The 20,826-nt window shown below is 68.7% G+C and carries 23 protein-coding genes; 7 read left to right on the plus strand and 16 right to left on the minus strand.

The window, feature by feature from the left end:
• Positions 1-47 precede the first annotated feature (47 nt).
• The 3 genes from cysS to RT91_RS12725 all read left to right on the plus strand — a co-directional run bounded on the left by cysS (position 48) and on the right by RT91_RS12725 (position 2,785).
• A complete protein-coding gene (gene cysS / locus RT91_RS12715; RefSeq protein WP_035187574.1) occupies positions 48-1,397 on the plus strand; it encodes a cysteine--tRNA ligase in 1,350 nt (449 codons plus the stop codon).
• Positions 1,394-2,167 carry an RNA methyltransferase gene (locus RT91_RS12720; protein WP_007421797.1) on the plus strand — a complete coding sequence of 258 codons (774 nt, stop codon included), beginning with the start codon at positions 1,394-1,396 and terminating at the stop codon, positions 2,165-2,167. The genes cysS and RT91_RS12720 overlap by 4 nt, the downstream gene beginning before the upstream one ends.
• A 69-nt stretch (positions 2,168-2,236) precedes the next feature.
• On the plus strand, positions 2,237-2,785 hold the full coding sequence (locus tag RT91_RS12725; protein ID WP_011942215.1) for a bacterioferritin: 549 nt from the start codon (positions 2,237-2,239) through the stop codon (positions 2,783-2,785).
• A 27-nt stretch (positions 2,786-2,812) separates the two neighbouring features.
• On the opposite strand, the gene RT91_RS12730 is transcribed toward RT91_RS12725, so the two are convergent.
• The 11 genes from RT91_RS12730 to RT91_RS12780 all read right to left on the minus strand — a co-directional run bounded on the left by RT91_RS12730 (position 2,813) and on the right by RT91_RS12780 (position 15,214).
• The gene (locus RT91_RS12730; RefSeq protein WP_007421799.1) at positions 2,813-3,316 is read right to left on the minus strand and encodes an NADH-quinone oxidoreductase subunit B family protein; all 504 of its coding nucleotides are present in this window, start codon (positions 3,314-3,316) and stop codon (positions 2,813-2,815) included.
• On the minus strand, positions 3,316-4,764 hold the full coding sequence (locus RT91_RS12735) for an NADH-quinone oxidoreductase subunit C (RefSeq protein ID WP_082468591.1): 1,449 nt from the start codon (positions 4,762-4,764) through the stop codon (positions 3,316-3,318). The genes RT91_RS12730 and RT91_RS12735 overlap by 1 nt, the downstream gene beginning before the upstream one ends.
• On the minus strand, positions 4,727-6,175 hold the full coding sequence (locus tag RT91_RS12740; RefSeq protein ID WP_007421801.1) for a hydrogenase 4 subunit F: 1,449 nt from the start codon (positions 6,173-6,175) through the stop codon (positions 4,727-4,729). Before RT91_RS12740 ends, RT91_RS12735 begins: the two co-directional genes overlap by 38 nt.
• Positions 6,172-6,861 (minus strand): hydrogenase-4 component E, encoded by a 690-nt coding sequence (locus RT91_RS12745; protein WP_011942212.1) that lies wholly within the window; start codon positions 6,859-6,861, stop codon positions 6,172-6,174. The genes RT91_RS12740 and RT91_RS12745 overlap by 4 nt, the downstream gene beginning before the upstream one ends.
• On the minus strand, positions 6,858-7,814 hold the full coding sequence (locus RT91_RS12750) for a respiratory chain complex I subunit 1 family protein (protein ID WP_011942211.1): 957 nt from the start codon (positions 7,812-7,814) through the stop codon (positions 6,858-6,860). The genes RT91_RS12745 and RT91_RS12750 overlap by 4 nt, the downstream gene beginning before the upstream one ends.
• The gene (hyfB, locus tag RT91_RS12755) at positions 7,805-9,820 is read right to left on the minus strand and encodes a hydrogenase 4 subunit B (protein ID WP_035187578.1); all 2,016 of its coding nucleotides are present in this window, start codon (positions 9,818-9,820) and stop codon (positions 7,805-7,807) included. Before hyfB ends, RT91_RS12750 begins: the two co-directional genes overlap by 10 nt.
• Positions 9,817-10,071 (minus strand): helix-turn-helix domain-containing protein, encoded by a 255-nt coding sequence (locus RT91_RS12760; protein WP_007421805.1) that lies wholly within the window; start codon positions 10,069-10,071, stop codon positions 9,817-9,819. The genes hyfB and RT91_RS12760 overlap by 4 nt, the downstream gene beginning before the upstream one ends.
• A gap of 131 nt (positions 10,072-10,202) precedes the next feature.
• Positions 10,203-13,472 (minus strand): efflux RND transporter permease subunit, encoded by a 3,270-nt coding sequence (locus RT91_RS12765; RefSeq protein ID WP_011942209.1) that lies wholly within the window; start codon positions 13,470-13,472, stop codon positions 10,203-10,205.
• On the minus strand, positions 13,469-14,479 hold the full coding sequence (locus RT91_RS12770; RefSeq protein ID WP_013639989.1) for an efflux RND transporter periplasmic adaptor subunit: 1,011 nt from the start codon (positions 14,477-14,479) through the stop codon (positions 13,469-13,471). The genes RT91_RS12765 and RT91_RS12770 overlap by 4 nt, the downstream gene beginning before the upstream one ends.
• A 40-nt stretch (positions 14,480-14,519) precedes the next feature.
• The gene (locus tag RT91_RS12775; protein WP_007421808.1) at positions 14,520-14,882 is read right to left on the minus strand and encodes a rhodanese-like domain-containing protein; all 363 of its coding nucleotides are present in this window, start codon (positions 14,880-14,882) and stop codon (positions 14,520-14,522) included.
• Positions 14,879-15,214, minus strand: a complete 336-nt coding sequence (locus RT91_RS12780) for a helix-turn-helix transcriptional regulator (RefSeq protein WP_231295394.1) — start codon at positions 15,212-15,214, stop codon at positions 14,879-14,881. The genes RT91_RS12775 and RT91_RS12780 overlap by 4 nt, the downstream gene beginning before the upstream one ends.
• Positions 15,215-15,439: 225 nt before the next feature.
• On the opposite strand from RT91_RS12780, the gene RT91_RS12785 reads away from it, so the two are divergent.
• The 3 genes from RT91_RS12785 to RT91_RS12795 all read left to right on the plus strand — a co-directional run bounded on the left by RT91_RS12785 (position 15,440) and on the right by RT91_RS12795 (position 17,519).
• A complete protein-coding gene (locus RT91_RS12785) occupies positions 15,440-16,747 on the plus strand; it encodes an NAD(P)/FAD-dependent oxidoreductase (protein ID WP_035187580.1) in 1,308 nt (435 codons plus the stop codon).
• Positions 16,740-17,186: a co-chaperone YbbN gene (locus RT91_RS12790; protein WP_007421811.1), complete on the plus strand. Its 447-nt coding sequence runs from the start codon at positions 16,740-16,742 to the stop codon at positions 17,184-17,186. Before RT91_RS12785 ends, RT91_RS12790 begins: the two co-directional genes overlap by 8 nt.
• 129 nt (positions 17,187-17,315) lie before the next feature.
• Positions 17,316-17,519, plus strand: a complete 204-nt coding sequence (locus RT91_RS12795; RefSeq protein ID WP_011942207.1) for a DUF2892 domain-containing protein — start codon at positions 17,316-17,318, stop codon at positions 17,517-17,519.
• A 15-nt stretch (positions 17,520-17,534) separates the two neighbouring features.
• On the opposite strand, the gene RT91_RS12800 is transcribed toward RT91_RS12795, so the two are convergent.
• Positions 17,535-17,930: a VOC family protein gene (locus RT91_RS12800; RefSeq protein ID WP_007421814.1), complete on the minus strand. Its 396-nt coding sequence runs from the start codon at positions 17,928-17,930 to the stop codon at positions 17,535-17,537.
• 291 nt (positions 17,931-18,221) lie between these two features.
• On the opposite strand from RT91_RS12800, the gene RT91_RS12805 reads away from it, so the two are divergent.
• Positions 18,222-18,485 carry a ribbon-helix-helix domain-containing protein gene (locus tag RT91_RS12805; RefSeq protein WP_011942205.1) on the plus strand — a complete coding sequence of 88 codons (264 nt, stop codon included), beginning with the start codon at positions 18,222-18,224 and terminating at the stop codon, positions 18,483-18,485.
• 7 nt (positions 18,486-18,492) lie between these two features.
• Here RT91_RS12805 and RT91_RS22185 read toward each other — a convergent pair whose 3' ends face one another.
• The 4 genes from RT91_RS22185 to RT91_RS12820 are packed head-to-tail and all read right to left on the minus strand — an operon-like array spanning position 18,493 to position 20,618.
• Entirely contained in the window at positions 18,493-18,669 is a 177-nt protein-coding gene (locus RT91_RS22185; protein ID WP_011942204.1) for a hypothetical protein, read from the minus strand.
• Between the two features lie 26 nt (positions 18,670-18,695).
• A complete protein-coding gene (locus tag RT91_RS12810; RefSeq protein ID WP_035187582.1) occupies positions 18,696-19,826 on the minus strand; it encodes a WD40 repeat domain-containing protein in 1,131 nt (376 codons plus the stop codon).
• Positions 19,827-19,842: 16 nt separating this feature from the next.
• Positions 19,843-20,151 carry a hypothetical protein gene (locus RT91_RS12815; protein ID WP_007421817.1) on the minus strand — a complete coding sequence of 103 codons (309 nt, stop codon included), beginning with the start codon at positions 20,149-20,151 and terminating at the stop codon, positions 19,843-19,845.
• Entirely contained in the window at positions 20,148-20,618 is a 471-nt protein-coding gene (locus tag RT91_RS12820) for a hypothetical protein (RefSeq protein WP_007421818.1), read from the minus strand. The genes RT91_RS12815 and RT91_RS12820 overlap by 4 nt, the downstream gene beginning before the upstream one ends.
• Positions 20,619-20,826 lie beyond the last annotated feature (208 nt).

Raw genomic sequence — 20,826 nt, forward strand, 5'->3', positions numbered from 1 at the left:
CAACGCGCCGGTTGACTTCCGCTTGCCCGGAGAGGAAATCCGCGGCCATGATCCAGATCAAGCTGCACAACACGAAAACACGCCGGCGCGAGCCCTTCGCCCCCGCCGACCCCGCGCATGTGAAGCTCTATGTCTGCGGTCCCACGGTCTATGACCGCGCGCATCTCGGCAATGCGCGCACGGTGGTGGTGTTCGACACGCTGGTCCGCCTGCTGCGCCACCTGTTCCCGCGCGTCACCTATGTGCGGAACATCACCGACATCGATGACAAGATCAACGCCCGCGCCGCCGAAACCGGCGAGACGATCGGCGAGATCACCGCGCGGACGACAAGCTGGTTCCACGAGGACATGGCCGCCCTGTACTGCGCCCCGCCCGATATCGAGCCGCGCGCCACCGGGCATATCGGCGACATCATCGCCCTCATCGAGCGCCTGATCGCCCGCGGCCACGCCTATGCCGCCGAGGGCCATGTCCTGTTCGCCGTCGCGACCGATGCGCAATACGGCAAGTTTTCCGGCCGCTCGCCCGAGGAACTGCTGGCCGGCGCGCGGGTGGACGTCGCCACCTACAAGCGCGATCCGGGCGATTTCGTGCTCTGGAAACCCTCGCCGCCCGACCTGCCGGGCTGGGACAGCCCCTGGGGCCGCGGCCGGCCGGGCTGGCACATCGAATGCTCGGCGATGATCCACGCCACCCTCGGCGAGACGATCGACATCCATGGCGGCGGCGCCGACCTGATCTTCCCGCATCATGAGAACGAGATCGCCCAGTCCTGCTGCGCCTTTCCCGGCTCGGAGTTCGCCCGCGTCTGGGTGCATGCCGGCATGTTGCAGGTGAACGGGCAGAAAATGTCGAAATCCCTCGGCAATTTCCGCACCGTGCAGGACGTGCTGGGCGAGGCGCCGGGCGAGGCGGTGCGCTTCCTGCTGCTCAAGACGCATTATCGCGGCGTGCTTGACTTCTCCACCGCCGCGCTGGCCGAAGCGAAGCGGGAGCTCGACCGGTTCTACCGCGCACTGGAAAAGCATGCCGACCCCGCGTCCGCCGCCACACCGCCCGCCGCCTTCATCGAGGCCCTGGCGGATGACCTGAACACCCCCGGCGCGATTGCCGAACTCCACGCGCTGGCCGATGCGGCGATGCAGGGCGATGCCGCCAGCGCCGCCGGCCTGCGCGCCGCCGGCATGCTGATCGGCATCTTCAATCACACTGCCGACCAGTGGTTCCGCGGTGAGGCGACCGACGATGCGCGGATCGACGCGCTGATCGCCGAGCGTCTGGCCGCGCGGAGGAACAAGGATTTCGCCCGCGCCGACGCGATCCGCGCCGAACTCGCCGCCGCCGGCATCCTGCTCGAGGACGGTCCCGGCGGCACCACCTGGCGGCGCGCATGACCGGGCGCGATGAAGGCGCTGATCTCGCGCCGATCGACCCGTCCCCCGTCATCATCCTGGTCCGCCCGCAGCTTGCCGAGAATATCGGCTCGGTCGCGCGGGCAATGGGCAATGGCGGGCTGTTCCATCTCCGCCTCGTCGCTCCGCGCGATGGCTGGCCGCAGGACCGGGCGATGCGCACCGCCTCCGGCGCCTACCGCATCCTCGAAGCCGCGACGGTGCATGACACGGTGGCCGACGCGGTGGCCGACCTGCACCGCGTCTTCGCCACCTGTCCGCGCCCGCGCCACATCGTCAAGCCGCTGCTCACCGCCCGCGGTGCCGCCGCCGAACTGCGCGAGATCGGCGCTCGCGGCCTGAAATGCGGCATCCTGTTCGGCCCCGAGCGCGCCGGCCTCGACAATGACGACATCGCCTGCGCCGACAGCCTGATCCGCTACCCGCTCAACCCGCGCTTCATGTCCCTCAACCTCGCCCAGGCGGTGATGGTGATGGCCTATGAATGGTGGATCGCCGGCGAGGCCGCGCCGGTCCGCACGCTGCAGACCCACAAGACCCATGTCGCGACCAAGGGCGAGCTGGAAAACTTCCTCACCCACCTGATCGCCGAATGCGACGAGGCCGGGTTCCTGCGCAACGAGCAGAAACGGCCCGGCATGGTGCGCAACATCCGCCACTTCTTCCAGCGCGGCGAGGTGACGGAACAGGAATTGCGCACGCTGCATGGCATCGTCACCGAACTTGCGCGCGGCCGCCGTGGCGCGCGTTGAGTTGGCGTCCCGATTCTGTCATCATAAGGGCGCCATATCGAAGCGGCGATCAGCGGAGTGGACAGCGTGATGGACCAGGTCGAAAGCGCAGCGCCGAACGCGTTCCTGAGGGATGTGCGCGCCATCTCGGCGCGGATGCACGGCGCGCTGCTCGATGAGGAGTCGGAGGGCGCCGATCCCGCGCTCGTTCTCCTGCAAAGCGCGCTCACGGCCGAAATCCTCTGCGTCTGGCGCTACACCATGATGTCGGTCTCGCTCGCCGGGCTGAAACAGCCGCGCATCGGCGCCGAGTTCCAGGAACAGGCGAATGACGAGCGCCGCCACATGGTCGCCATCGCGCAGCGCATCCGCGAACTCGGCGGCACGCCGGATTTCTCCCCGCACGGGCTCGAAACCCGCTTCGGCGAATTCGGCACCAGGGCGGATCTCGCCGGCCTCGTCGAACAGAACCTCGCCGCCGAGCGCGAGGTGATCGGCCTCTACCGCCGGATGATCGACCATTTCGAGCCGCACGACCCGGTCACCGCGCTGATGCTCACCAACATCCTCGAAGAGGAAAGCGAGCACGCGACCGACATGCAGGACCTGCTTTCGATCGAGACCGGCGGCCACGGCTGAAACGCCTGCCGCGCCGTCGCCGAACCGCTACCCCAGCAGGCCGATCAGCCCGCGCAACAGCGCGGCCGGCGTCGGCGGGCAGCCCGGAATCGTGAGCGTGACCGGCAGGACCGACGCCGTGCCCCCGAGGCAATGCGGGCTCGCCGCGAACACCCCGCCATCGCGCCCGCAATCGCCCACGGCAACGACGAATTTCGGCGCCGGCATCGCCTCGTAGGCCAGCCGCGTCGCGGCACTCATGTTCCGCGTCATCGGGCCGGTCACCAGCAGCACATCCGCATGGCGCGGCGAAGCGACCAGTTTCAGCCCGAACCGTTCGAGATCGTAAAGCACGTTGCCGAGGGCGATGATTTCGAGCTCGCAGCCATTGCACGATCCCGCATCCACCGCGCGGATCGCCAGCGACCGGCCGAGCCGCCGCAACGCCGCCCGGTCGAGTTCCGCGACCAGCGCGGCGGTTTCGGCGTCGCGCGGCGGGGCCGGTTCGGTCATCGTGCCGCGATGGAGGCTTTCGAAGAGGGTTCTGCGCATTACAGGTCGCACCCCGAATAGGCGGCGTTGAAGCTCTTGTTGCAGAGCGGGAAGTCGGCGACGATGTTGCCCTCGATCGCCGCTTCCAGCGCCGGCCAGAAAAACCACGACGGATCGCGCAGGAACGCATCCGCCACCACCGCGCCGCGCAGCCGCACCGCGGCGAAGACATCGCCCCTGAACCCTTCCACCAGCGCGCAGCCGAACGCCTCGCCACCGTTCTCCGGCAGTGAGGCGCGAATGTCGCCCTCCGGCAGATCGCCGAGCAACGCGCCGATCAGCGCGACGCTGGCGCGGATCTCGGCGATCCGGATCCGCACCCGCGCATCGACATCGCCGGCCGCAAGCGCGGGCACGTCGGGCGCATGGCGGTCATAGGGCGGGTAGGGCGCATCGCGCCGGGCGTCGAAATCCTGCCCCGCGGCGCGGCCGACATAGCCGCCGCAGCCGAGGCGGCGGGCAAGGTCGGGGGCGAGTCTTCCGGCGCCGACCACCCGGTCCTGCAACGAGGCGGTCTTGCCATAGAGTTCGACCAGTCGCTCGAACCGCCCGCGCCAGGACGGCAATTCGGCAAGCAGGGAGGCGGCGGAAGCCGGCGCCATATCGGCGGCAACCCCGCCGGGGACGATCCGGTCCATCATCAGCCGGTGGCCGAAGCAGGCCTCGGCTTGGCGCAGGATCGTCTCGCGCAGCGCGCCGGCATGGGCGTTGATCAGCGGGAACCCGGCATCGTTGCAAATCGCGCCGAAATCGCCGGCATGATTGGCGAGGCGTTCGAGCTCGGCCATCACCCCGCGCAGCACTGACGCCCGCTTCGGCACGACAACCCCGAGTGCCGCCTCGACCGCGCGGGCAAAGGCCCACGCATAGGCCACGGTCGAATCGCCCGAAACCCGCCCGGCGAGACGCGACGCCGCATCCGGTGTCGCTCCCCGCATCAGCCCGAGCGTGCCCTTGTGCGTGTAGCCGAGCCGCGCCTCCAGCCGCACGATCGTCTCGCCGTTCACCGTGAAGCGGAAATGGCCCGGCTCGATCGTCCCGGCATGGATCGGCCCCACCGGTATCCGGTGCAGCCCCTCGCCCTCGGCGGGCAGGAAGGCGAAGTCCCGCTCATGGTCGAGCCAGGGGCGCGGATCGGGCAATCCCTCGGCGCGGAGCCCGCTCGCATCCTGCAAGGCCCGCTCCATCAGGATCGCCCCCGGATGATACCGCCCGATCGACGGATAGGAACCGTCCTCCGCGCGCAGGGCGATCACCGCGAGATCGCTCCCGTTGGGCCGTCGTGTCGCCAGATGAACGCGCGCCCCCGCATCATCCCGCGCCGCCCAGAGCGCGACCAGCACGCGCTCCCCCGAAGCGAGTGCAGCACCTGCCGCGCGCCATCCGGCGGCGTCGACCATCGGCGGCGCGTCAGCCGAGCAGGGCGGCGGCATGGGCGAACCAGTCATACAGAAATCCCGGCAGCGCGATGCCGACGGCAAGCACGAGGCCGAGATGCAGCAGCAGCGGGGTCGCCGCGGCGGAACTCGGCGCGTTGCCCGGGCTCGGCGCGCCGAAACACAGCCCGGTCATCCGCAGCAGCAGCGCGCCGAAGGCAAGCAGGATGCCGAGGCCGAGCAGCACCGCGAGCAGCGGGGCGCGGGCGAAGGTCGAGGTGATCAGCAGGAATTCCGAGGTGAAGATGCCGAAGGGCGGCAGGCCCGCGATCGCCGCGATGCCCGCCACGAGCGTCCAGCCGAGAAAGGGATGGCTCGCCGTCAGCCCGCTGATCTCGGCGATCTTCTGCGTCCCCTTGGCCTGCGCCACATGCCCGACCGCGAAAAAAATCGCCGACTTGGTCAGGCTGTGCATCGCCATCTGCAACAGCCCGGCGAGATTGCCGATCGGCCCGCCAATGCCGAAGGCGAAGGTGATGATGCCCATGTGCTCGATCGAGGAATAGGCGAACAGGCGTTTGATGTCCCGCCGCCGGTAGAGCATGATCGCGGCGAAGAACAGCGTGGCGAGGCCGAAACCCTCCATCAGCGTCCCGGCGGCGATGCTGGCATGGCTCGCCGCGAGCAGGATCTTGAAGCGCAGCAGCGCATAGAGCGCCACATTCAGCAGCAGGCCGGACAGCACGGCCGAAATCGGCGTCGGCCCCTCGGCATGGGCGTCCGGCAGCCAGGCGTGCATCGGCACCAGCCCGGCCTTGGTGCCATAGCCGATCAGCAGGAACACGAATCCGACATCGAGCAGGGCCGGGTCGAGTGCGGCGGCATGGCGGAGCAGGCCGGTCCATTGCATCGCCTTCATCCCGCCGCCGAGCGCCGGCTGGGCCGCGAGATAGACCAGGATCGTGCCGAACAGCGCGAGCGCGATGCCGACGCTGCCGAGGATGAGATATTTCCACGACGCCTCGATCGCCGCCGGGGTGCGGTAGATCCCCACCATCATCACCGTCGACAGCGTGGCGAGTTCGACGCCGAACCACATCAGCCCGAGATTGTTGCTGACCAGCGCGAGATTCATGCCGAGCATCATCGCCTGGTACATCGCGTGGTAGAGCCGCAGGTGATGCGGCGCGAGGCGGCCGGTGCCGATCTCGTGGCCGATATAGCTCGCGCTGAACAGGCTGGTGGTGAACCCGACCAGCCCGTTCAGCAGCAGGAAGGCGATGTTCAGCCCATCCACGAGAAACAGCCCGTCCGGCGCCGGCCGGTGGAACAGCAGCACGGCGGCGGCGGCCACCGTCGCGCAACTCGCCAGCGCGTTCAGCCGCGCCGCCAGCCGCCACGACGGCACGAAGGCGAGCAGCAGCATGGCACCGGCCGGAATGGCGAGGGTGGCGATCACCGCGGCGAAGGCAGCGCCCGTCATCGCAGCTCTCCGCGGAACGCGTCCAGTGCGGCGCTGTCCACCGTGTCGAACCGCTCGCGGATGCGGAAGAGAAACACGCCGATCACGATGAAGGCGATCAGGATCGAGAAGGCGACGCTGATCTCCACCACCAGCGGCATGCCCTGCGCCCCCGCGGCGGCGAGGATCAGCCCGTTCTCCAGCATCATGAATCCCGCGATCTGGCTCACCGCGTTGCGCCGCGTCACCATCATCAGCATGCCGATCAGGATGACCGACAGCGCGAGAGCCAGATCCTCCCGCGCCAGCGCGTTGGCCTGGGCGGCGGTGCGCAGCATCACCAGCAGCGACAGCGCGACGAGCCCGATCCCGGCCAGCATCGTCAGGCTGATCCCGCCCACCGTCTCGACCTCGCGATGGATGTCGAGCCGCTCGATGATGCGGTGCAGCGCGAGCGGGATCGCCACCGCCTTGAACCCGATCGCGATCGCCGCGGTGATGTAGAGTTCCGGCGCCCGCTGCAGCCAGGCCTGCCAGCCGACCGCCACACCGAGCAGGGCGGCGTGCAGCGCCAGCACATTGACCAGCGCCGGCAGCCGGTCCTGATACAGCATCATCAGGCTGACCAGTACCAGCGCGCCGGCGAGCACATGGGCAAGGCCGAAGGCGGTTGCGCCGGGCGTAAAGGGGGCGAGCATCAGGGTCATAGCGAGGCCGACATGAACAGCAGCAGCGTGCCGAGCAGGCCGAGCATCAGTGCTGCGCCGACGAAATTCGGAATCCGGAAGACCCGCATCTTGGCGATCGTCGTCTCGAACCCTGCCAGCGCCACCGCGCCGGCGCCGAGCTTGCCGGCATAGCTCAGAAGCCCGAGCGCGAGGGAAGCGGGCCCGGCCCCCGGCGGCGCGATGCCGAACGGCGCGAAGATGCAGGCGATCAGCGACATGTAGAGCAGCAGCCGCATCGCCCCGGCCAGCTCGATCAGTGCCAGGTGCCGGCCGGAATATTCCAGCACCATCGCCTCGTGCACCATGGTCAGTTCGAGATGCGTCGCCGGATTGTCGACCGGGAAGCGCCCGGTCTCGGTCAGCCCCACCATCACCAGCGCGACCAGGCCGAGCGCGAGCGACAGCCTGAGCCCCTCGGCGCCGGAATGCATGAAGGTGGCGATCGCCGAGAGCTGGCTGGTGCCGGCGACGAGCGCGACGGTGAAGACGATCATCAGCATCGCCGGCTCGGCGAGCGAGGCGAGCATCGCCTCCCGGCTCGCGCCGATGCCGCCGAAGGCGGTGCCGGAATCAAGCGCCGCCAGCATCTGGAAGAAGCGGGCGCTGCCGAGCAGGGCTGCGATCACGATCAGGTCGCCCGACCAGGAGAATTGCAGATTGGTCGCGAATTCCGGCACCAGCGCCGCGGCGACCCAGGTGGCGGCGAAGATCACGTAAGGGGAGACGCGGAACAGCCACGATGATGCCTCGGGCACCACCGCCTCCTTCGCCACCAGCCGGGCGAGATCACGATAAACTTGCAGCAGCGGCGGCCCGGCGCGGCGCTGCAACCGCGCCTTGACCTTGCGCACGAAGCCGGTGAGCAGTGGCGCCGCCGCCAGCGCGATCGCCATTTCCAGCGCCTGCAGGGCAAGATGCACGATCAGGCCCATAACGCCACCGTCGCGAGCAGGATCAGCAGCGTCACGAACACCATCGCGAGATAGCGCCGTATGGTCAGGAACTGCAGCCGGTTGGCGCGGTCGGCGGCGCGGTTGACCAGTGCGGCGAGCGCCAGCGCGCCGCCATCCCATGCCGGATCGGTGATGCGGCTGGCGAAGCGCGCCGGCGCGGCCATCCCCGGCGGTGGCATCGCCACCTCGTCGCGGGCGCGGAACAGCGATGTGGCGAACACGCGGCGGATCGGCTGGCTGAATCCCGCGGGCGAATATTGCGTCCCCGCCGGCAGCGCCGCCCTGCCCTCGGTGAGAAAGCCGCATCCCCAGGGCACCGCCCGGCGCAGGGCGCGCGAGCCGAAGCGGTGCAGCCCCAGCGCCGCGAGGCTGCCGGTCAGCGCGATGAACAGCGCGATCAGCAGCGGATCGTAGGAACTCTGCCGCGCCGGCACCGGCAGCAGGGTGAGCGCGCTCCAGCCCGGCCGCCCCGGCAGCGATATCCCGACCAGTTCCCTTGCCACCGGCGCAAGATGGCCGAGCACCAGCGCCGGCATCAGCCCGAACACGAGGCAGAGTGAAGCGAGCCCGATCATCGCGGCGCGCGAGATCCCGTCGGCCTCATGCGCGCTTGCAGCGGCCGCGCTGCGCGGCCGGCCAAGATAGGCCATGCCGTAGAGCCGGACGAGGCAGGCGCTGGCAAAGGCCGCGGCCAGCGCCAGCAGCGCGCCCGCCGCCGGCACCGCGAGCTTGAGCCCGAATTGCGGCAGCGACGGGCTGAGCAGCACCGCCTGCAACAGCAGCCATTCCGAGGCGAACCCGTTCAGCGGCGGTAGCGCCGCGATCGCCATCGCCGCGACCAGCATCGGCACCGCGCTGATCTGCATCCGGTGGATCAGCCCGCCAAGTTCCGAAAGCCGCCGGGTGCCGGCGCCGTGCTGGATCGCGCCGGCGCCGAAGAACAGCGTGCTCTTGAACAGCATGTGGTTGAAGGCGTGGAACAGGGCGGCGGTGAGCGCGAGGCTCGCGGCCAGCGCCAGGCCGTCGGCCCGGAAGGCGAGGGCGAGGCCGAGCCCGGCGAAGATCAGCCCGATATTCTCGATCGTGCTGTAGGCGAGCACGGTCTTCACATCGTCTTCCAGCAGCGCCTGCAGCACGCCGAGCACGGCGGAAACGGCACCTGCCGCCAGCACCACGAGCCCCCACCACCAGGCGGCCGGGCCGGCGAGATCGAAGGCGATGCGGATGAAGGCGTAGACCGCCACCTTCGTCATCACCCCGCTCATCAGCGCCGAGACATGGCTCGGTGCGGCGGGATGCGCGCGCGGCAGCCAGACATGCAGCGGCATCAGCCCCGCCTTGGAGCCGGCGCCGAGCAGCGCCAGCAGCATCGCGACCGCCCCTGTCCATTGCGCCCGGTGCGCCGCCGCGATGGAGGCGAATCCGTATGTCCCGTGCGGTCCCGCGAGCAGGCCGAAGGCGAGCAGCAGCATCAGCGTGCCCGCGCTCGCCATCAACAGATAGACGAACCCCGCCAGCCTCGTCTCCGCCCGCGTATGGTCCGCCATCACCAGCGCCCAGGAGGCGAGCGACATCAGCTCCCAGAACAGCAGGAACCCGTAGGCGTCCGCGGCGATCACCACCAGGTTCATCGCCGCGAGGAACACCGGGTAGAAGGGCAGCACCCGCCAGGGCTCCGCCTCGTGCCGCCCGTAGCCGAGCGCATACAGGCTGGCGGCCGCACCGCCGAGATCGACCAGCACGAGGAACGCGGCCGACATCGGATCGACGGCGAACCGCATGCCGATTCCCGGCAGGCCGAGCGGCAGGGTGATGCCTGGCGCTCCGCCGCCAAGCGATGCGAAGGCCACGCCAAGCGCGATCAGGGACACGGCGAGCGACCCGCCATAGACCACGATGCGCCCGGCATCGCGGCGGGAAAGTGCTGCGCCGGCCGCGCCGAGCGCGAGCCAGGCCAGGGCGCAGAGCAGCAGTGCCGCCGTCACGTCCCGCTCTTGAGGCGCACGCCGCGCCCGCCGCTGGCATCCGAAACATCGCCCGGCCGGATCACCACGATCCCCGCCCGGTCCAGCGCGTCCAGCAGCTTCATCAGCGAATCGACATTGCCGCGGATCACCCCCTCGCTCGCCTCCATCCGCTGGATGGTCGGCAGCGACAGGCCGGACAATTCCGCCAGATCCCGCTGGTCGATGCCGAGCAGGGCGCGCGCCGCCTTCAACTGGCCGGAAGAAATCATGTCTGAAACATCATCTCCTGCGTTTCAGGCATCATAAATAATCGACAGGCCATGCCGATTCGCATTTTGCTCGGAGCAGGAATGCGCCCGGCACGCAGCCGTGCGTGCCGGGCGGCGGGGTCAGGGCCGGGTCAGGAAACGATCCGGTCGGGGTCGCGCAGCACCACGTAGATCGCCGGGATCACCAGCACCGTCAGCAGGGTGGACGAGGCAAGGCCGAACAGCAGCGAGATCGCCAGGCCCTGGAAGATCGGGTCGAGCAGGATCGTCGATGCGCCGATCATCGCCGCGAGCGCGGTCAGCAGGATCGGCCGGAAGCGGATGGCGCCGGCCTCCAGCAGCACCTCGCGCAGCGTCAGCCCCGGCCGCGCGCCGTGGCGGATGAAGTCCACCAGCAGGATCGAGTTCCGCACGATGATGCCGGCCAGCGCGATGAAGCCGATCATCGAGGTGGCGGTGAACTGCGCGTGCAGCAGCCAGTGCCCGGGCATGATGCCGATCAGCGTCAGCGGCACCGGGGTGAGCACCAGCAGCGGCACCTTGAAGCTGCGGAACTGCGCGACCACCAGCACGTAGATGCCGAGCAGCGCGACGAGGAACGCCGCCCCCATGTCGCGGAACGTGACATAGGTGATCTCCCACTCGCCGTCCCACAGCAGGGTCGGGTGCGCCTCGCTCGCCGGCTGGCCGCGGAAGCTGATTGTCGGTTTCGGCAGCTTGCCCCAGTCATGCTGGTTGATCAGCTTGTCCACCGCGAACATCGCATAGATCGGCGCCTCGAACTTCCCGTCCAGCTCGGCGGTGACCATGTCGGCGAAATGCCCGTCGCGCCGGTAGAGCACGCGCGATCCCTCCGTGCGCGTCACGTGCACCACCTGCCCGAGTTCGACGACCGACTTGTCCGCCGGCACCGCATTGGCCGGCACCGGCGTGTCCGCCAGTTGCTGGCTCCAGTCGAGCGCGTGGTTGGGCAGGCCGATCGCGATCTCGATCGGCAGCCGGTTCTCGCCGCGATAGGAATAGCCGACCTTCATGCCGCCGAAGAGGTCCTGGATCGTGTCATAGACATCGGCCTGCCGCACGCCGAAATATTCCAGCCGGTCCTGGTCGATCGCGATATCCAGCTGCTTCTGCCGATGCCCCCAGGAATCGTCGATATCGACGATATAGGGCACCTTCCTGAACAGCTTCTTCACCTCCCGCGCCACGGCAAGGCGCGTCGCCTCGTTCGGGCCGTAGATCTCGGCGAGCAGGGTGGCGAGCACCGGAGGACCCGGCGGCGCCTCGACCACTTTCAGCACCGCCCCATGCGGCAGGGGCAGACGTTTCAGCAGGCGCCGGCGCAGCTCGCCCGCGATCTGGTGGCTCTGCTGCGAGCGGTCGCCCTTCGGCGTCAGCATCACATGCAGGTCGCCCTGCCAGGGCTGGTCGCGCAGGTAGTAATGCCGCACCAGCCCGTTGAAGTCGAAGGGCTGCGGCGTGCCGGCATACACCTGCAGGGCCCGCACCTCGGGCATCGTCTCGGCGATCCGCGCCGCGGCGAACAGCGTCTGCTCGGTCTGCTGCACGGTGCTGCCGGCGGGCAGGTCGAGCAGCACGTTCAGGCTCGACTTGTTGTCGAACGGCAGCAGCTTCACCGTCACCGCCTCGGTGTAAAACATCGCGCAGGCGGCGATCGTGGCGATGCCGACCAGGGCGAGAAACAACCCGGCCCGGCGCCGCGTGCGCAGGATCGGTGCGGCAACGGCGCGGTAGAGCCGCCCGAGCCGGTCCGGATGCGCCGCCGCAGCACCCGCCTCATGGGCGAGGGCAGGGGTCGTCAGTTCGAGGAACTCGATTTCTCCCGCCCTGTCTTCCTCGGCGAACCGGTCCCGCCCGGCCAGCTTGTACATCAGCCACGGGGCGATGATCATCGCGACGAAGAACGAGAACGCCATCGCCGCCGAGGCGTTCACCGGGATCGGCGCCATGTATGGCCCCATCAGCCCGGAGACGAACAGCATCGGCAGCAGCGCGGCGATCACCGTCAGCGTCGCGACGACGGTCGGGTTGCCCACCTCCGCGACCGCCTCGATCGCCGCCCGCCGGCGCGAGCGCGTGCCCGGCATCGCCCAGTGCCTTGCGATGTTCTCCACCACCACGATCGCATCGTCCACCAGGATGCCGATGGCGAAGATCAGCGCAAACAGGCTCACCCGGTTGATCGAGTAGCCCATCAGTTCCGAGGCGAACACGGTGGCGAGAATGGTCGTCGGAATCACCACCAGCGTCACCACCGCCTCGCGCCAGCCCACCGCGAAGGCGATCAGCACGACGATCGAAATCGTCGCCAGCCCGAGATGGAACAGCAGCTCGTTCGCCTTCTCGTTGGCGGTGCGCCCGTAATCCCGCGTCACCTGCACCGAGATGTCGGAGGGGATGAGCGACCCCTCGAGGCTCTTCACCCGCTTCAGCGCGTCATCGGCCACCACCACGGCGTTGCTGCCCGCGCGCTTGGCCAGCGCCACCGTCACGGCGGGCGCCGTGTGCCAGGCCTTGCCCTCATGGGTGATGGCGAAGACATGGCTCTGCAGCGGCGCCGGCCCGACGACGACATGCGCGACATCCCGCAGATAGACCGGCCGCCCGTCCCGCGTGGTGATCAGCAGCAGGCCGATATCCGGCACGCCGAACAGCGTCTGCCCCGCCGCCACGTCGCGCAGCTCGCCATGGTCGAACACGCGCCCGGCGATGAAGCTGCGGTTGGCATCGGCCACCCGCGAAGCGAGCTGCTGCAGTGTCACGCCGTAGAGCATCAGCTTGTCGGGTTCGGGTTCGACACGGATCTGCATCGGGTCCGACCCGGCGATGTAGCTGAGCCCGACATTCGGCACCTTGATCAGCTGATCCTGCAGCTTGGTCGCGATCTGCGACAGCGCGCCCTGGGTCCAGTGCGTCGCCGCCCCCGGTTTCGGCGCGAGGGTGAGGGTGAGGATCGCGACATCGTCGATCCCGCGCCCGACCACCAGCGGCGGCGGAATGCCGATCGGGATGCGGTTCATGTTGGCGCGGATCTTGTCGTTCACCCGCACCACGGCGGCGTCCTCGTTGGTCCCCACCCTGAAGCGGGCGGTGACCAGAACCTGGTCGTCGCGGGTCTCGCTGTAGATATGCTTGACGCCCGGAATCGCCTTCAGGATCGTCTCGAGCGGCTTGGTCACGAGTTCCGCGGCATCCGCCGCCTTGAGCCCGTTCGCCTGCACCATCACGTCCACCATCGGGACATGGATCTGCGGGTCCTCGTCGCGCGGAATGGTGGTGATGGCGACCAGCCCGGCCGCCAGCGCCGCGAGCAGGAACAGCGGCGTCAGCGGCGAGCGGATGAAGGCGCGGGCGAGCCGCCCGGAAATGCCGAGCCTCACGGCCGCACCAGCACGTCACCCGGCACCAGGCCGGCGAGGATCTGCAACCCGTCCGGCATCGCGCGGGTCGGCAGCGGCAGCCCCCGCTGCACCGGCGCGTCGATCACGCTGCCATCCTTCTGCCGCAGCCTCACGTAATCCTGGCCGAAGCGGGTGAAGACGAAGCCTGACGGCACCACGATCGTCCGCCGCTCGCCGGCCGGGACGAAAACGCGCACGCGCTCGCCCACGAAGTAGCTGCCGATCCCCTTCACCTCGGCATCGGCGCGCACCTCGCCGGCGACGATCTGCGGATAGACCAGGGTGATGCGGCCGAACCGCGCGCCGGTAAGGCCGAATTCGCCGCCATCCAGCCGCACCATGTCGCCGGCCTTCAGATGCAGCGCGTGCCGCTCGGGAATTCGCAGGCGGAGAATGAAGTTCTGCTCGGCGACCGTGGCGATCGTGTCGCCCGGCAGCACCACCGTGCCGTCGGTCACCGGCACGGTCAGCACCCGCCCGGCGATCGGCGCCAGCACCGCGCCCTCGTCCTGCTGCTGGGCGGCCACGGCGCGCTGCGCGATCCGCGCGCGGAGCGTGCTGGCGGCAACGTCCACCGCCGTCCGCGCCTGGTCGAGCTGCTGGCGCGATACCGCGCCGCTATGCGCCAGCGCCTCGGTGCGCCGCAGATCGGTCTGCGCCTGGACGAGGCTGGCCCGCAGCCCCGCAATCTCGGCATCCAGCGCCTTGATCTGCAATTCGAGCTTCTGGTCATGCACGGTGGCGATGACCTGGCCCGCCGTCACGCTGTCGCCGTCATGCACCGAAAGCGCGGTGACGGTGCCGCCGATCCGCGTGCGCGCCGGCACCACGTTGCGGCTTTCGACGGTGGCGAACACGGCCTTCTGGTCCGGCACCATGCGGGCGGCGACGGTAAAGGTCGAGACGGGTGTTGTGGCGCCCGCCGCCATCCCCGACAGGAGCAGGAGCGGCAGCAGCAGCGAGAGGAGGAATGGCTTGCGGGGCATGCTGTCGTTCCTTGTCGGGGACGGTGCGGCGGGCGGGAGGTCAGCGGCGGTCGACCACCTGGCCGGTGGCGGAATCGAGCGAGACATACGGCATCCCCGCCGCCTTCCACGCCATCATGCCGCCGGCGAGATGAGCGTTCACCGCGATGCCGGCCTCGCGGCACTTCGCCGCCGCCATCGCCGAGCGCTTGCCCGAGCCGCACTGGAAGACGATCGGCTTGCCCGGGTCCTGCGGCAGCATCGCCGGATCGAAGGTGGAGAGCGGAAACAGCATCGCGCCGTGAATGCGCTCCACCGCGAATTCCTGCGGCTCGCGCACATCGACCAGCAGGATGCGGCCGGCGCGCAGGTCGTCATGCACGGTGGCGGGGTCGAGGTCGCGCAGCTTGGAAGGTGTCGTCATGTCGAAATCTCCGTTGTCGATGAAGGATCGGGCACCGCGCAGGTGACGCCCTCCGGGCTACAATAGATTCCGGCAAGGGCCGAAATCACCGTGCGGGCCGGCGCGCTGGCGATCGAATACCGGATGCTCTGCCCTTCGCGCCGGGCGGTCACCAGCCCGTCCTTGCGCAGCAGCGCGAGGTGCTGGGAGACCGCGCTGTCGCGGATCTGCAGGAACGCGACCAACTCGCCCACCGATCGCTCGCCGTCGAGCAGCTGGCAGAGAATGAGCAGGCGGTGCCGGTTGGCCAGCGACTTCAGCAGATCGCTGGCCTCGTCGGCCGCCAGGTTCATCGCGTCGATATCCAGTTTCATACTTGCGTATATACGAATATATGCATATATTGTCAAACGTGGCGGCGCCGGATCGACCGGCCGCACCGCGCTTTCGCAGTTTTCTCCCGGCTGCCGGCGCGGGCGTTGATCCAGGTCAAGCCGGCGTCGCCGCAAACCAATTAACATCCCTCCGGGCGCGGCGGAGCGCCGCCTTCGCCGGAGCGCTCGGAAAGGCAGGAAAGCATGGCAGAGATTGTGGTCCTTGGGGCGGGGCTTGGCGGCACGCTCGCCGCGTTCGAAACCGCGGGACAGATCCGGCCGGAAGACAGGATCACGCTGATCGGCGAGCGGAACACGTTCCAGTTCACCCCGTCCAACCCCTGGGTCGCCGTCGGCTGGCGCGAGCGCGCCGACATCGAGGTCTCGCTCGACAAGGTGACGCGCCGCAAGAACATCACCTTCCGCACCGAGGGCGCCGCCCGCGTGCATCCGGCCGAAAACCGCGTCGAGCTCAATGGCGGCGAGAGCATTCCCTACGATTATCTCATCATCGCCACCGGCCCCGAACTCGCCTTCGACGAGATTCCCGGCTGCGGCCCCGGGCAGAACACCGTCTCGATCTGCCAGACCGACCACGCCGCCGCCGCTTTCGAGGTGTTCGAGCGCTTCTGCGCCAATCCGGGGCCGGTCGTCGTCGGCGCGGTGCAGGGCGCGTCCTGCTTCGGCCCGGCCTACGAATTCGCCTTCATCCTCGATCGCGAACTGCGCAAGCGCCGCCTGCGCAGCAAGGTGCCGATGACCTTCGTCACCTCCGAACCCTATATCGGCCATCTCGGGCTCGATGGCGTGGGCGACACCAAGTCGCTGATGGAGAGCGAGCTGCGCCACCGCCACATCAAATGGATCACCAACGCGAAGATCGCCGCGGTGGATGCCGAAAAGGTGGTGGCCGAGGAAGTCGGCGCGGACGGCCAGACGATCGCAACCCACGAGCTGCCCAGCCGCTTCACCATGTTCCTGCCCGCCTTTCGCGGCGTGCCGGCGCTGCGCGGCATCGAGGGGCTGGTCAATCCGCGCGGCTTCGTGCTGATCGACGAGCACCAGCGCAACCAGACCTATCCGAACGTCTTCAGCGTCGGCGTCTGCGTCGCGATCCCGCCGGTGGGCAAGACGCCGGTGCCGGTCGGCGTGCCGAAGACAGGTTTCATGATCGAATCGATGGTCACCGCCACCGCCCACAATATCGGCGCGCTGCTGCGCGGCGAGGCGCCGCACGCGCGGGCGACGTGGAACGCCGTCTGCCTTGCCGATTTCGGCGATGGCGGCGTGGCCTTCGTCGCCCAGCCGCAGATCCCGCCGCGCGACGTCAACTGGGCCTCGACCGGCGCCTGGGTGCATCTCGCGAAAGTCGCCTTCGAGAAGTATTTCCTCCGCAAGATCCGCGCCGGCGAGAGCGAGCCCTTCTACGAGCGGTTCCTGATGAAGCAGCTCAACATCACGAAGATTCACCACAACGACCGCAAGCCGGCGAAAGGCGCGGGCCATGGCTGACGCAACCCATCTCGTCTGTCCGCATTGCGGCGCGGTGAACCGCATCCCGCCGGCGCGCCCGGCGCAGGCCGCGCAATGCGGCGCCTGCCACCGCAAGCTGTTCGACGGCCATCCCGTCGAGGTCGACCAGGCCGGCTTCGAGCGCCACGCCGAGCGGGACGGGATTCCCCTCCTGCTCGATGTCTGGGCGCCCTGGTGCGGACCGTGCCGGATGATGGCGCCGCAATTCGAGCAGGCGGCCACCATCCTCGAACCGGAGGTCCGGCTGCTCAAGCTCAATGCCGACGAGGCGCCGGAGATCTCCGCCCGCCTCGGCGTGCGCGGCATCCCGGCGCTGTTCCTGCTCAGGGGCGGTCGGGTCATCGGCCAGAGCGCCGGGGCCATGAGCGCTCAGGCGATCGTCGATTTCGCGCGCCGCCACCTCGCGGCGGCGGCGTGATGTTCAGAGCATCATCCGATCAGATGGCGTCATCTGATCGGATAAGGATGCTCAGGTTATCAATATGATGGAGCACGACATCCGATCCAGCAGGATCGGAAAGTGCTCCAGGGCAAGGGACATGCTGTCATGAATGTGGACAAGACCGTTCTCAGCTTCGCGGGTTTCATGGTGCTGCTCAGTCTCGCGCTGGGCTGGCTGGTGAGCCCGTGGTTCTACGTCCTCACCGCGCTGGTGGGGCTCAACCTGTTCCAGGCCGGTATCACCGGCTTCTGCCCCGCCGCCATGCTGCTGCGGCGGCTTGGCATGAAGCCGGGCTGCGCCTTCCGCTGAGCCGTCCCCGGCCGCTCAGCGATAGCGGCCGTGGCGTTGCAGCACCTCGATCTGATATCCGTCCGGATCGGCAACGAAAAAGAACCGCGCGAGCAGCGTGCCGTCGCGCCTGAACTCGACGATCTTGCGCGGCGCCCAGCCCGCCGCGTCGAACCGCGCGTGCTCGGCGTCGAGATCGTCGACGCAGAAGGCGATATGGCCATAGCCATCGCCGAGCGCATAGGGTTCGGTGCGGCCCTTGTTGATCGTCAGTTCGAGTTCAAAATCATTTTCCGCATTGCTCATGTAGACCAGCGTGAACGTGTCGAAATCGAGCCGATCTGCGATCTCCAGGCCGAAAGCCTGCGCGTAGAACGCGATCGAGCGCGCCTCGTCGAGCACGCGGATCATGCTGTGGATCGCTTTGGCCATGCGTCGTCTCTCCTTTTCTCCGATGCGGGTTATACGGGCGTCCCGCCCGCAGCCCAACCCGTCCATCCCGCGGCTTCCGCGGCGGCCCGGCTTTGACCTGAAGCAGAACAGAACCCGCGCACGATCGTTCCGTTTCTGAGCAGCGAGCGCCAGGCGCCGATCACCGGTCCGGCACGAAATCCTTCGGTTCCGGTTGTCCTTGCCGCGCTGGCACCGCGTTTGCACGGGTTGTGCCTGAACCGGGTCATGAACCCGAAGCCGGCGCCACCAAGGCGGCGGCAGGGAGGAACGATGTGCAATCTTCTGCAAGGCCGCGACCCTGCGGATTTCGCCCAGACCAGCCGCTCGGTCCGGCTCTCCGGCCGGTCGACCAGCGTGCGGCTCGAACGCGTCTTCTGGGACGCGCTGGGCGAGATCGCCACGGCGGAAGGCGTCTCCGTCCCGCGTCTGATCGCCCTGCTCCACGATGAGGCGGAGGACTGGTTCGGCGATATCGACAATCTCGCCTCGCTGCTGCGCGCCGCGTGCATTCTCTATCGCCGGCGGAGCCCCTGAAACGCCGTCAGGACGGCGCCGTCTCGCTGCCGATCCGGTTCTCCGCGATCCAGCGCGCGGCGAGCACAAGCGTGCCCATCGTGAATTCCCGCCCGTGCCGCGCCACCATCTCTTCCGAAAGCTGGGCAACGCGCTGGAAGAACTCGTCCTTGCTCCGTTCCTCGTCGGTCATCTGCACCTGCATGTCCGTCTCCCTTTCTCCGCCTGTGGTCATTTGAACATCCGGTCCGGAAACGCCGTGATGCTCACCATCCCGTCCGCCCCGATGGCGGCGAGGTGGTGCCCGTCAGCCGACCAGCCGAGTGCCGTCACCGCGCTGCCGCCGGGGCGCACGAGCAGTTCGTCCCGCCCGCCGATCTGGACGAGCAGGATCTGGCCGTTGGCGTAACCCGCCGCGACGAGCGGCCGCGCCGGATGGGCCGCAACGCTCTCCACCGCCACCAGCCCCGCCCGGCCGCTGACCAGCGCGCCGGTCATGTCGCCATCGAGCGGCGGCGTCGCCATCGACCATGCAGCGACGCGAAACGCCCCGGATGCCACGAACGCCGCGGCCGGCCCGCTCCAGGCGGCATCGCGCGTCGCCATCGGAAACCCGGTGACGGTGCCGCTGCGTCCGCCCTCGCAATCGATCATCAGGAACCCGCCCTCGGCCAGCGTGCAGGCGAGCCAGGCCTCGTCCTCCCGCCAGGCGAGCGACAGCGGGCGCGACAGCAGGCCAAACACCATTGGCGCCCGGCCGCTGCCGTCGATCGCCACGATGCTCAGGCTCTCGCTCCGCGCAATGGCGAGATGCCGTCCGGAGGGCGAGAGGCGGATGCCGACGATCTCGCCTTCGCCATCGTCGGCCAGCTCGTCGGATAGCGCACCCACGCCCTGGCACAGCTGCACCGCGTCGCTGCCCGCGACCGCGGTGATCGCCACCGCAGCCGCATGATCAAGCGCGATCACCGGGCCGTGGATCCGCGCCCGCGTGCCGCGCACCGCGCCGTCCGCCCCCAGCACGACGATCTCGCCGTCCCGCGTGCCGGCCAGAAAGCCTCCGCCATCGCCGGCCGCGATCGGCGGCGCGCCGTCATGCAGGGAAGGCGAGATGGCAAGCGGTGCGGGTGGTCGCGCGCGCGGGCGGATCGTCGCCTGCCCGACATCGCCGCTGATCCGGATCCGCGTCTCCGGCGGTTCGGGATCCTCGATCGCCGCCACCGCCACCGTGCCGTCGGCGCAGGCAAAGGCGACGGCCGTGCCATCGCCGCCGAAGCACAGCGCGCCGGCCGGCGCGCCGCAGTGCCAGACGCGTCCGAGCAGATCGAAAAGGGTGAGCGTTCGCGGGCCAGCCTGGTTCATCGCACCTTTCCTCCGTTCAGTCGTCCGTCATCGCCGCCAGCAACCGGTCGATCTCGGACATCTCCGCCTCCACCGTCTCGATCCGCATCTCGCACGCGGCCTGCGCATCGCGCAGCGCGGCGGCTTCATCGGTGGCGGCGCGCAACTGCTCCGGCGCCGGCGGCGCATCGCCATCGTCCTCGGCCTCCAGCCGCTGGATGTCGATCTCGATGGCGGCAAGGTTCTGCAACACGCGCAATGCCTCGGCATTCAGCCCGCACATCACGCCGACGAGTTCGAGGCGGCGGCCCAACAGCCGCCGCCGTTCGGCCATCGCGCCGCTCATGGCCTGGCCTCCGGCGGCGCGGGCGCCTCGAAATCGGCGAGCTGCCGCGGCAGGTCGGGAAGCTGGGCGCGGAACCGGGTTTCCGCCATCTCGATATGGCTCCTGAGCTGGTCCCAGATATCGATCCGCAGCAGCGACGACGCATCGCCGATCAGCCGCTCGATCTCGCCGATCCCGAACTGCCGTGAAAGTGCCACGCCGGCAAACACGAATTCCCGCAGCAGGGCGGCATGCCGCTCGATGAACAGCCGGATCATCGGGTGCGTCTCCTGAGTCACTCCGGCCGCGGCGAGGGCATCGGTGATGAATGTCTCGAAATGCCGCTGCATCCTATGCTGGCTCTCGCCGAGAAATGTCATGGTGAACACCAGATCGCGCGACATCAGCCGCATGAGCTGATCGACCGCGTCGTCCTCGTTCCACGTGGATGCAGCCGGATTTCGGGTTCGCCGCTTCTTTTCGGACACCTTCGTCTCCTCGGCCCGATCGGCCGGCAGAGCCGCGCCGATCTTCTGGGGCCAAGACTTAGCTTCCGGTCCGCGGCAAAGTCAATTTGATAACTCATAGAAAAAGACGAAGATGTTCGGAATGACAACAGTATTACAGCTGTCATTTACAGGTGTAAGATTTCTTTACAGCCCATGTGTCCGGCGCAGTGCCGCCCTGTGCCCTAAA

The sequence above is a fragment of the Acidiphilium sp. JA12-A1 genome (genome assembly GCF_000724705.2).
In the GTDB taxonomy this organism is placed as follows: domain Bacteria; phylum Pseudomonadota; class Alphaproteobacteria; order Acetobacterales; family Acetobacteraceae; genus Acidiphilium; species Acidiphilium multivorum.

Coding starts and splice junctions, on each gene's coding strand:
- RT91_RS12760 (WP_007421805.1), bottom strand. CDS start 10,071: ATGATTTCTTCCGGCCAGTTGAAGGCGGCGCGCGCCCTGCTCGGCATC.
- RT91_RS12795 (WP_011942207.1), top strand. CDS start 17,316: ATGAATGTGGACAAGACCGTTCTCAGCTTCGCGGGTTTCATGGTGCTG.
- RT91_RS12735 (WP_082468591.1), bottom strand. CDS start 4,764: ATGACTGGTTCGCCCATGCCGCCGCCCTGCTCGGCTGACGCGCCGCCG.
- RT91_RS12750 (WP_011942211.1), bottom strand. CDS start 7,814: ATGGGCCTGATCGTGCATCTTGCCCTGCAGGCGCTGGAAATGGCGATC.
- RT91_RS12810 (WP_035187582.1), bottom strand. CDS start 19,826: ATGAACCAGGCTGGCCCGCGAACGCTCACCCTTTTCGATCTGCTCGGA.
- RT91_RS12725 (WP_011942215.1), top strand. CDS start 2,237: ATGGACCAGGTCGAAAGCGCAGCGCCGAACGCGTTCCTGAGGGATGTG.
- RT91_RS12800 (WP_007421814.1), bottom strand. CDS start 17,930: ATGGCCAAAGCGATCCACAGCATGATCCGCGTGCTCGACGAGGCGCGC.
- RT91_RS12775 (WP_007421808.1), bottom strand. CDS start 14,882: ATGACGACACCTTCCAAGCTGCGCGACCTCGACCCCGCCACCGTGCAT.
- RT91_RS12745 (WP_011942212.1), bottom strand. CDS start 6,861: ATGACCCTGATGCTCGCCCCCTTTACGCCCGGCGCAACCGCCTTCGGC.
- RT91_RS12720 (WP_007421797.1), top strand. CDS start 1,394: ATGACCGGGCGCGATGAAGGCGCTGATCTCGCGCCGATCGACCCGTCC.
- RT91_RS12770 (WP_013639989.1), bottom strand. CDS start 14,479: ATGCCCCGCAAGCCATTCCTCCTCTCGCTGCTGCTGCCGCTCCTGCTC.
- RT91_RS12785 (WP_035187580.1), top strand. CDS start 15,440: ATGGCAGAGATTGTGGTCCTTGGGGCGGGGCTTGGCGGCACGCTCGCC.
- cysS (WP_035187574.1), top strand. CDS start 48: ATGATCCAGATCAAGCTGCACAACACGAAAACACGCCGGCGCGAGCCC.
- RT91_RS12780 (WP_231295394.1), bottom strand. CDS start 15,214: ATGAACCTGGCGGCCGACGAGGCCAGCGATCTGCTGAAGTCGCTGGCC.
- RT91_RS22185 (WP_011942204.1), bottom strand. CDS start 18,669: ATGCAGGTGCAGATGACCGACGAGGAACGGAGCAAGGACGAGTTCTTC.
- RT91_RS12790 (WP_007421811.1), top strand. CDS start 16,740: ATGGCTGACGCAACCCATCTCGTCTGTCCGCATTGCGGCGCGGTGAAC.
- RT91_RS12730 (WP_007421799.1), bottom strand. CDS start 3,316: ATGCGCAGAACCCTCTTCGAAAGCCTCCATCGCGGCACGATGACCGAA.
- RT91_RS12740 (WP_007421801.1), bottom strand. CDS start 6,175: ATGACGGGCGCTGCCTTCGCCGCGGTGATCGCCACCCTCGCCATTCCG.
- RT91_RS12815 (WP_007421817.1), bottom strand. CDS start 20,151: ATGAGCGGCGCGATGGCCGAACGGCGGCGGCTGTTGGGCCGCCGCCTC.
- RT91_RS12805 (WP_011942205.1), top strand. CDS start 18,222: ATGTGCAATCTTCTGCAAGGCCGCGACCCTGCGGATTTCGCCCAGACC.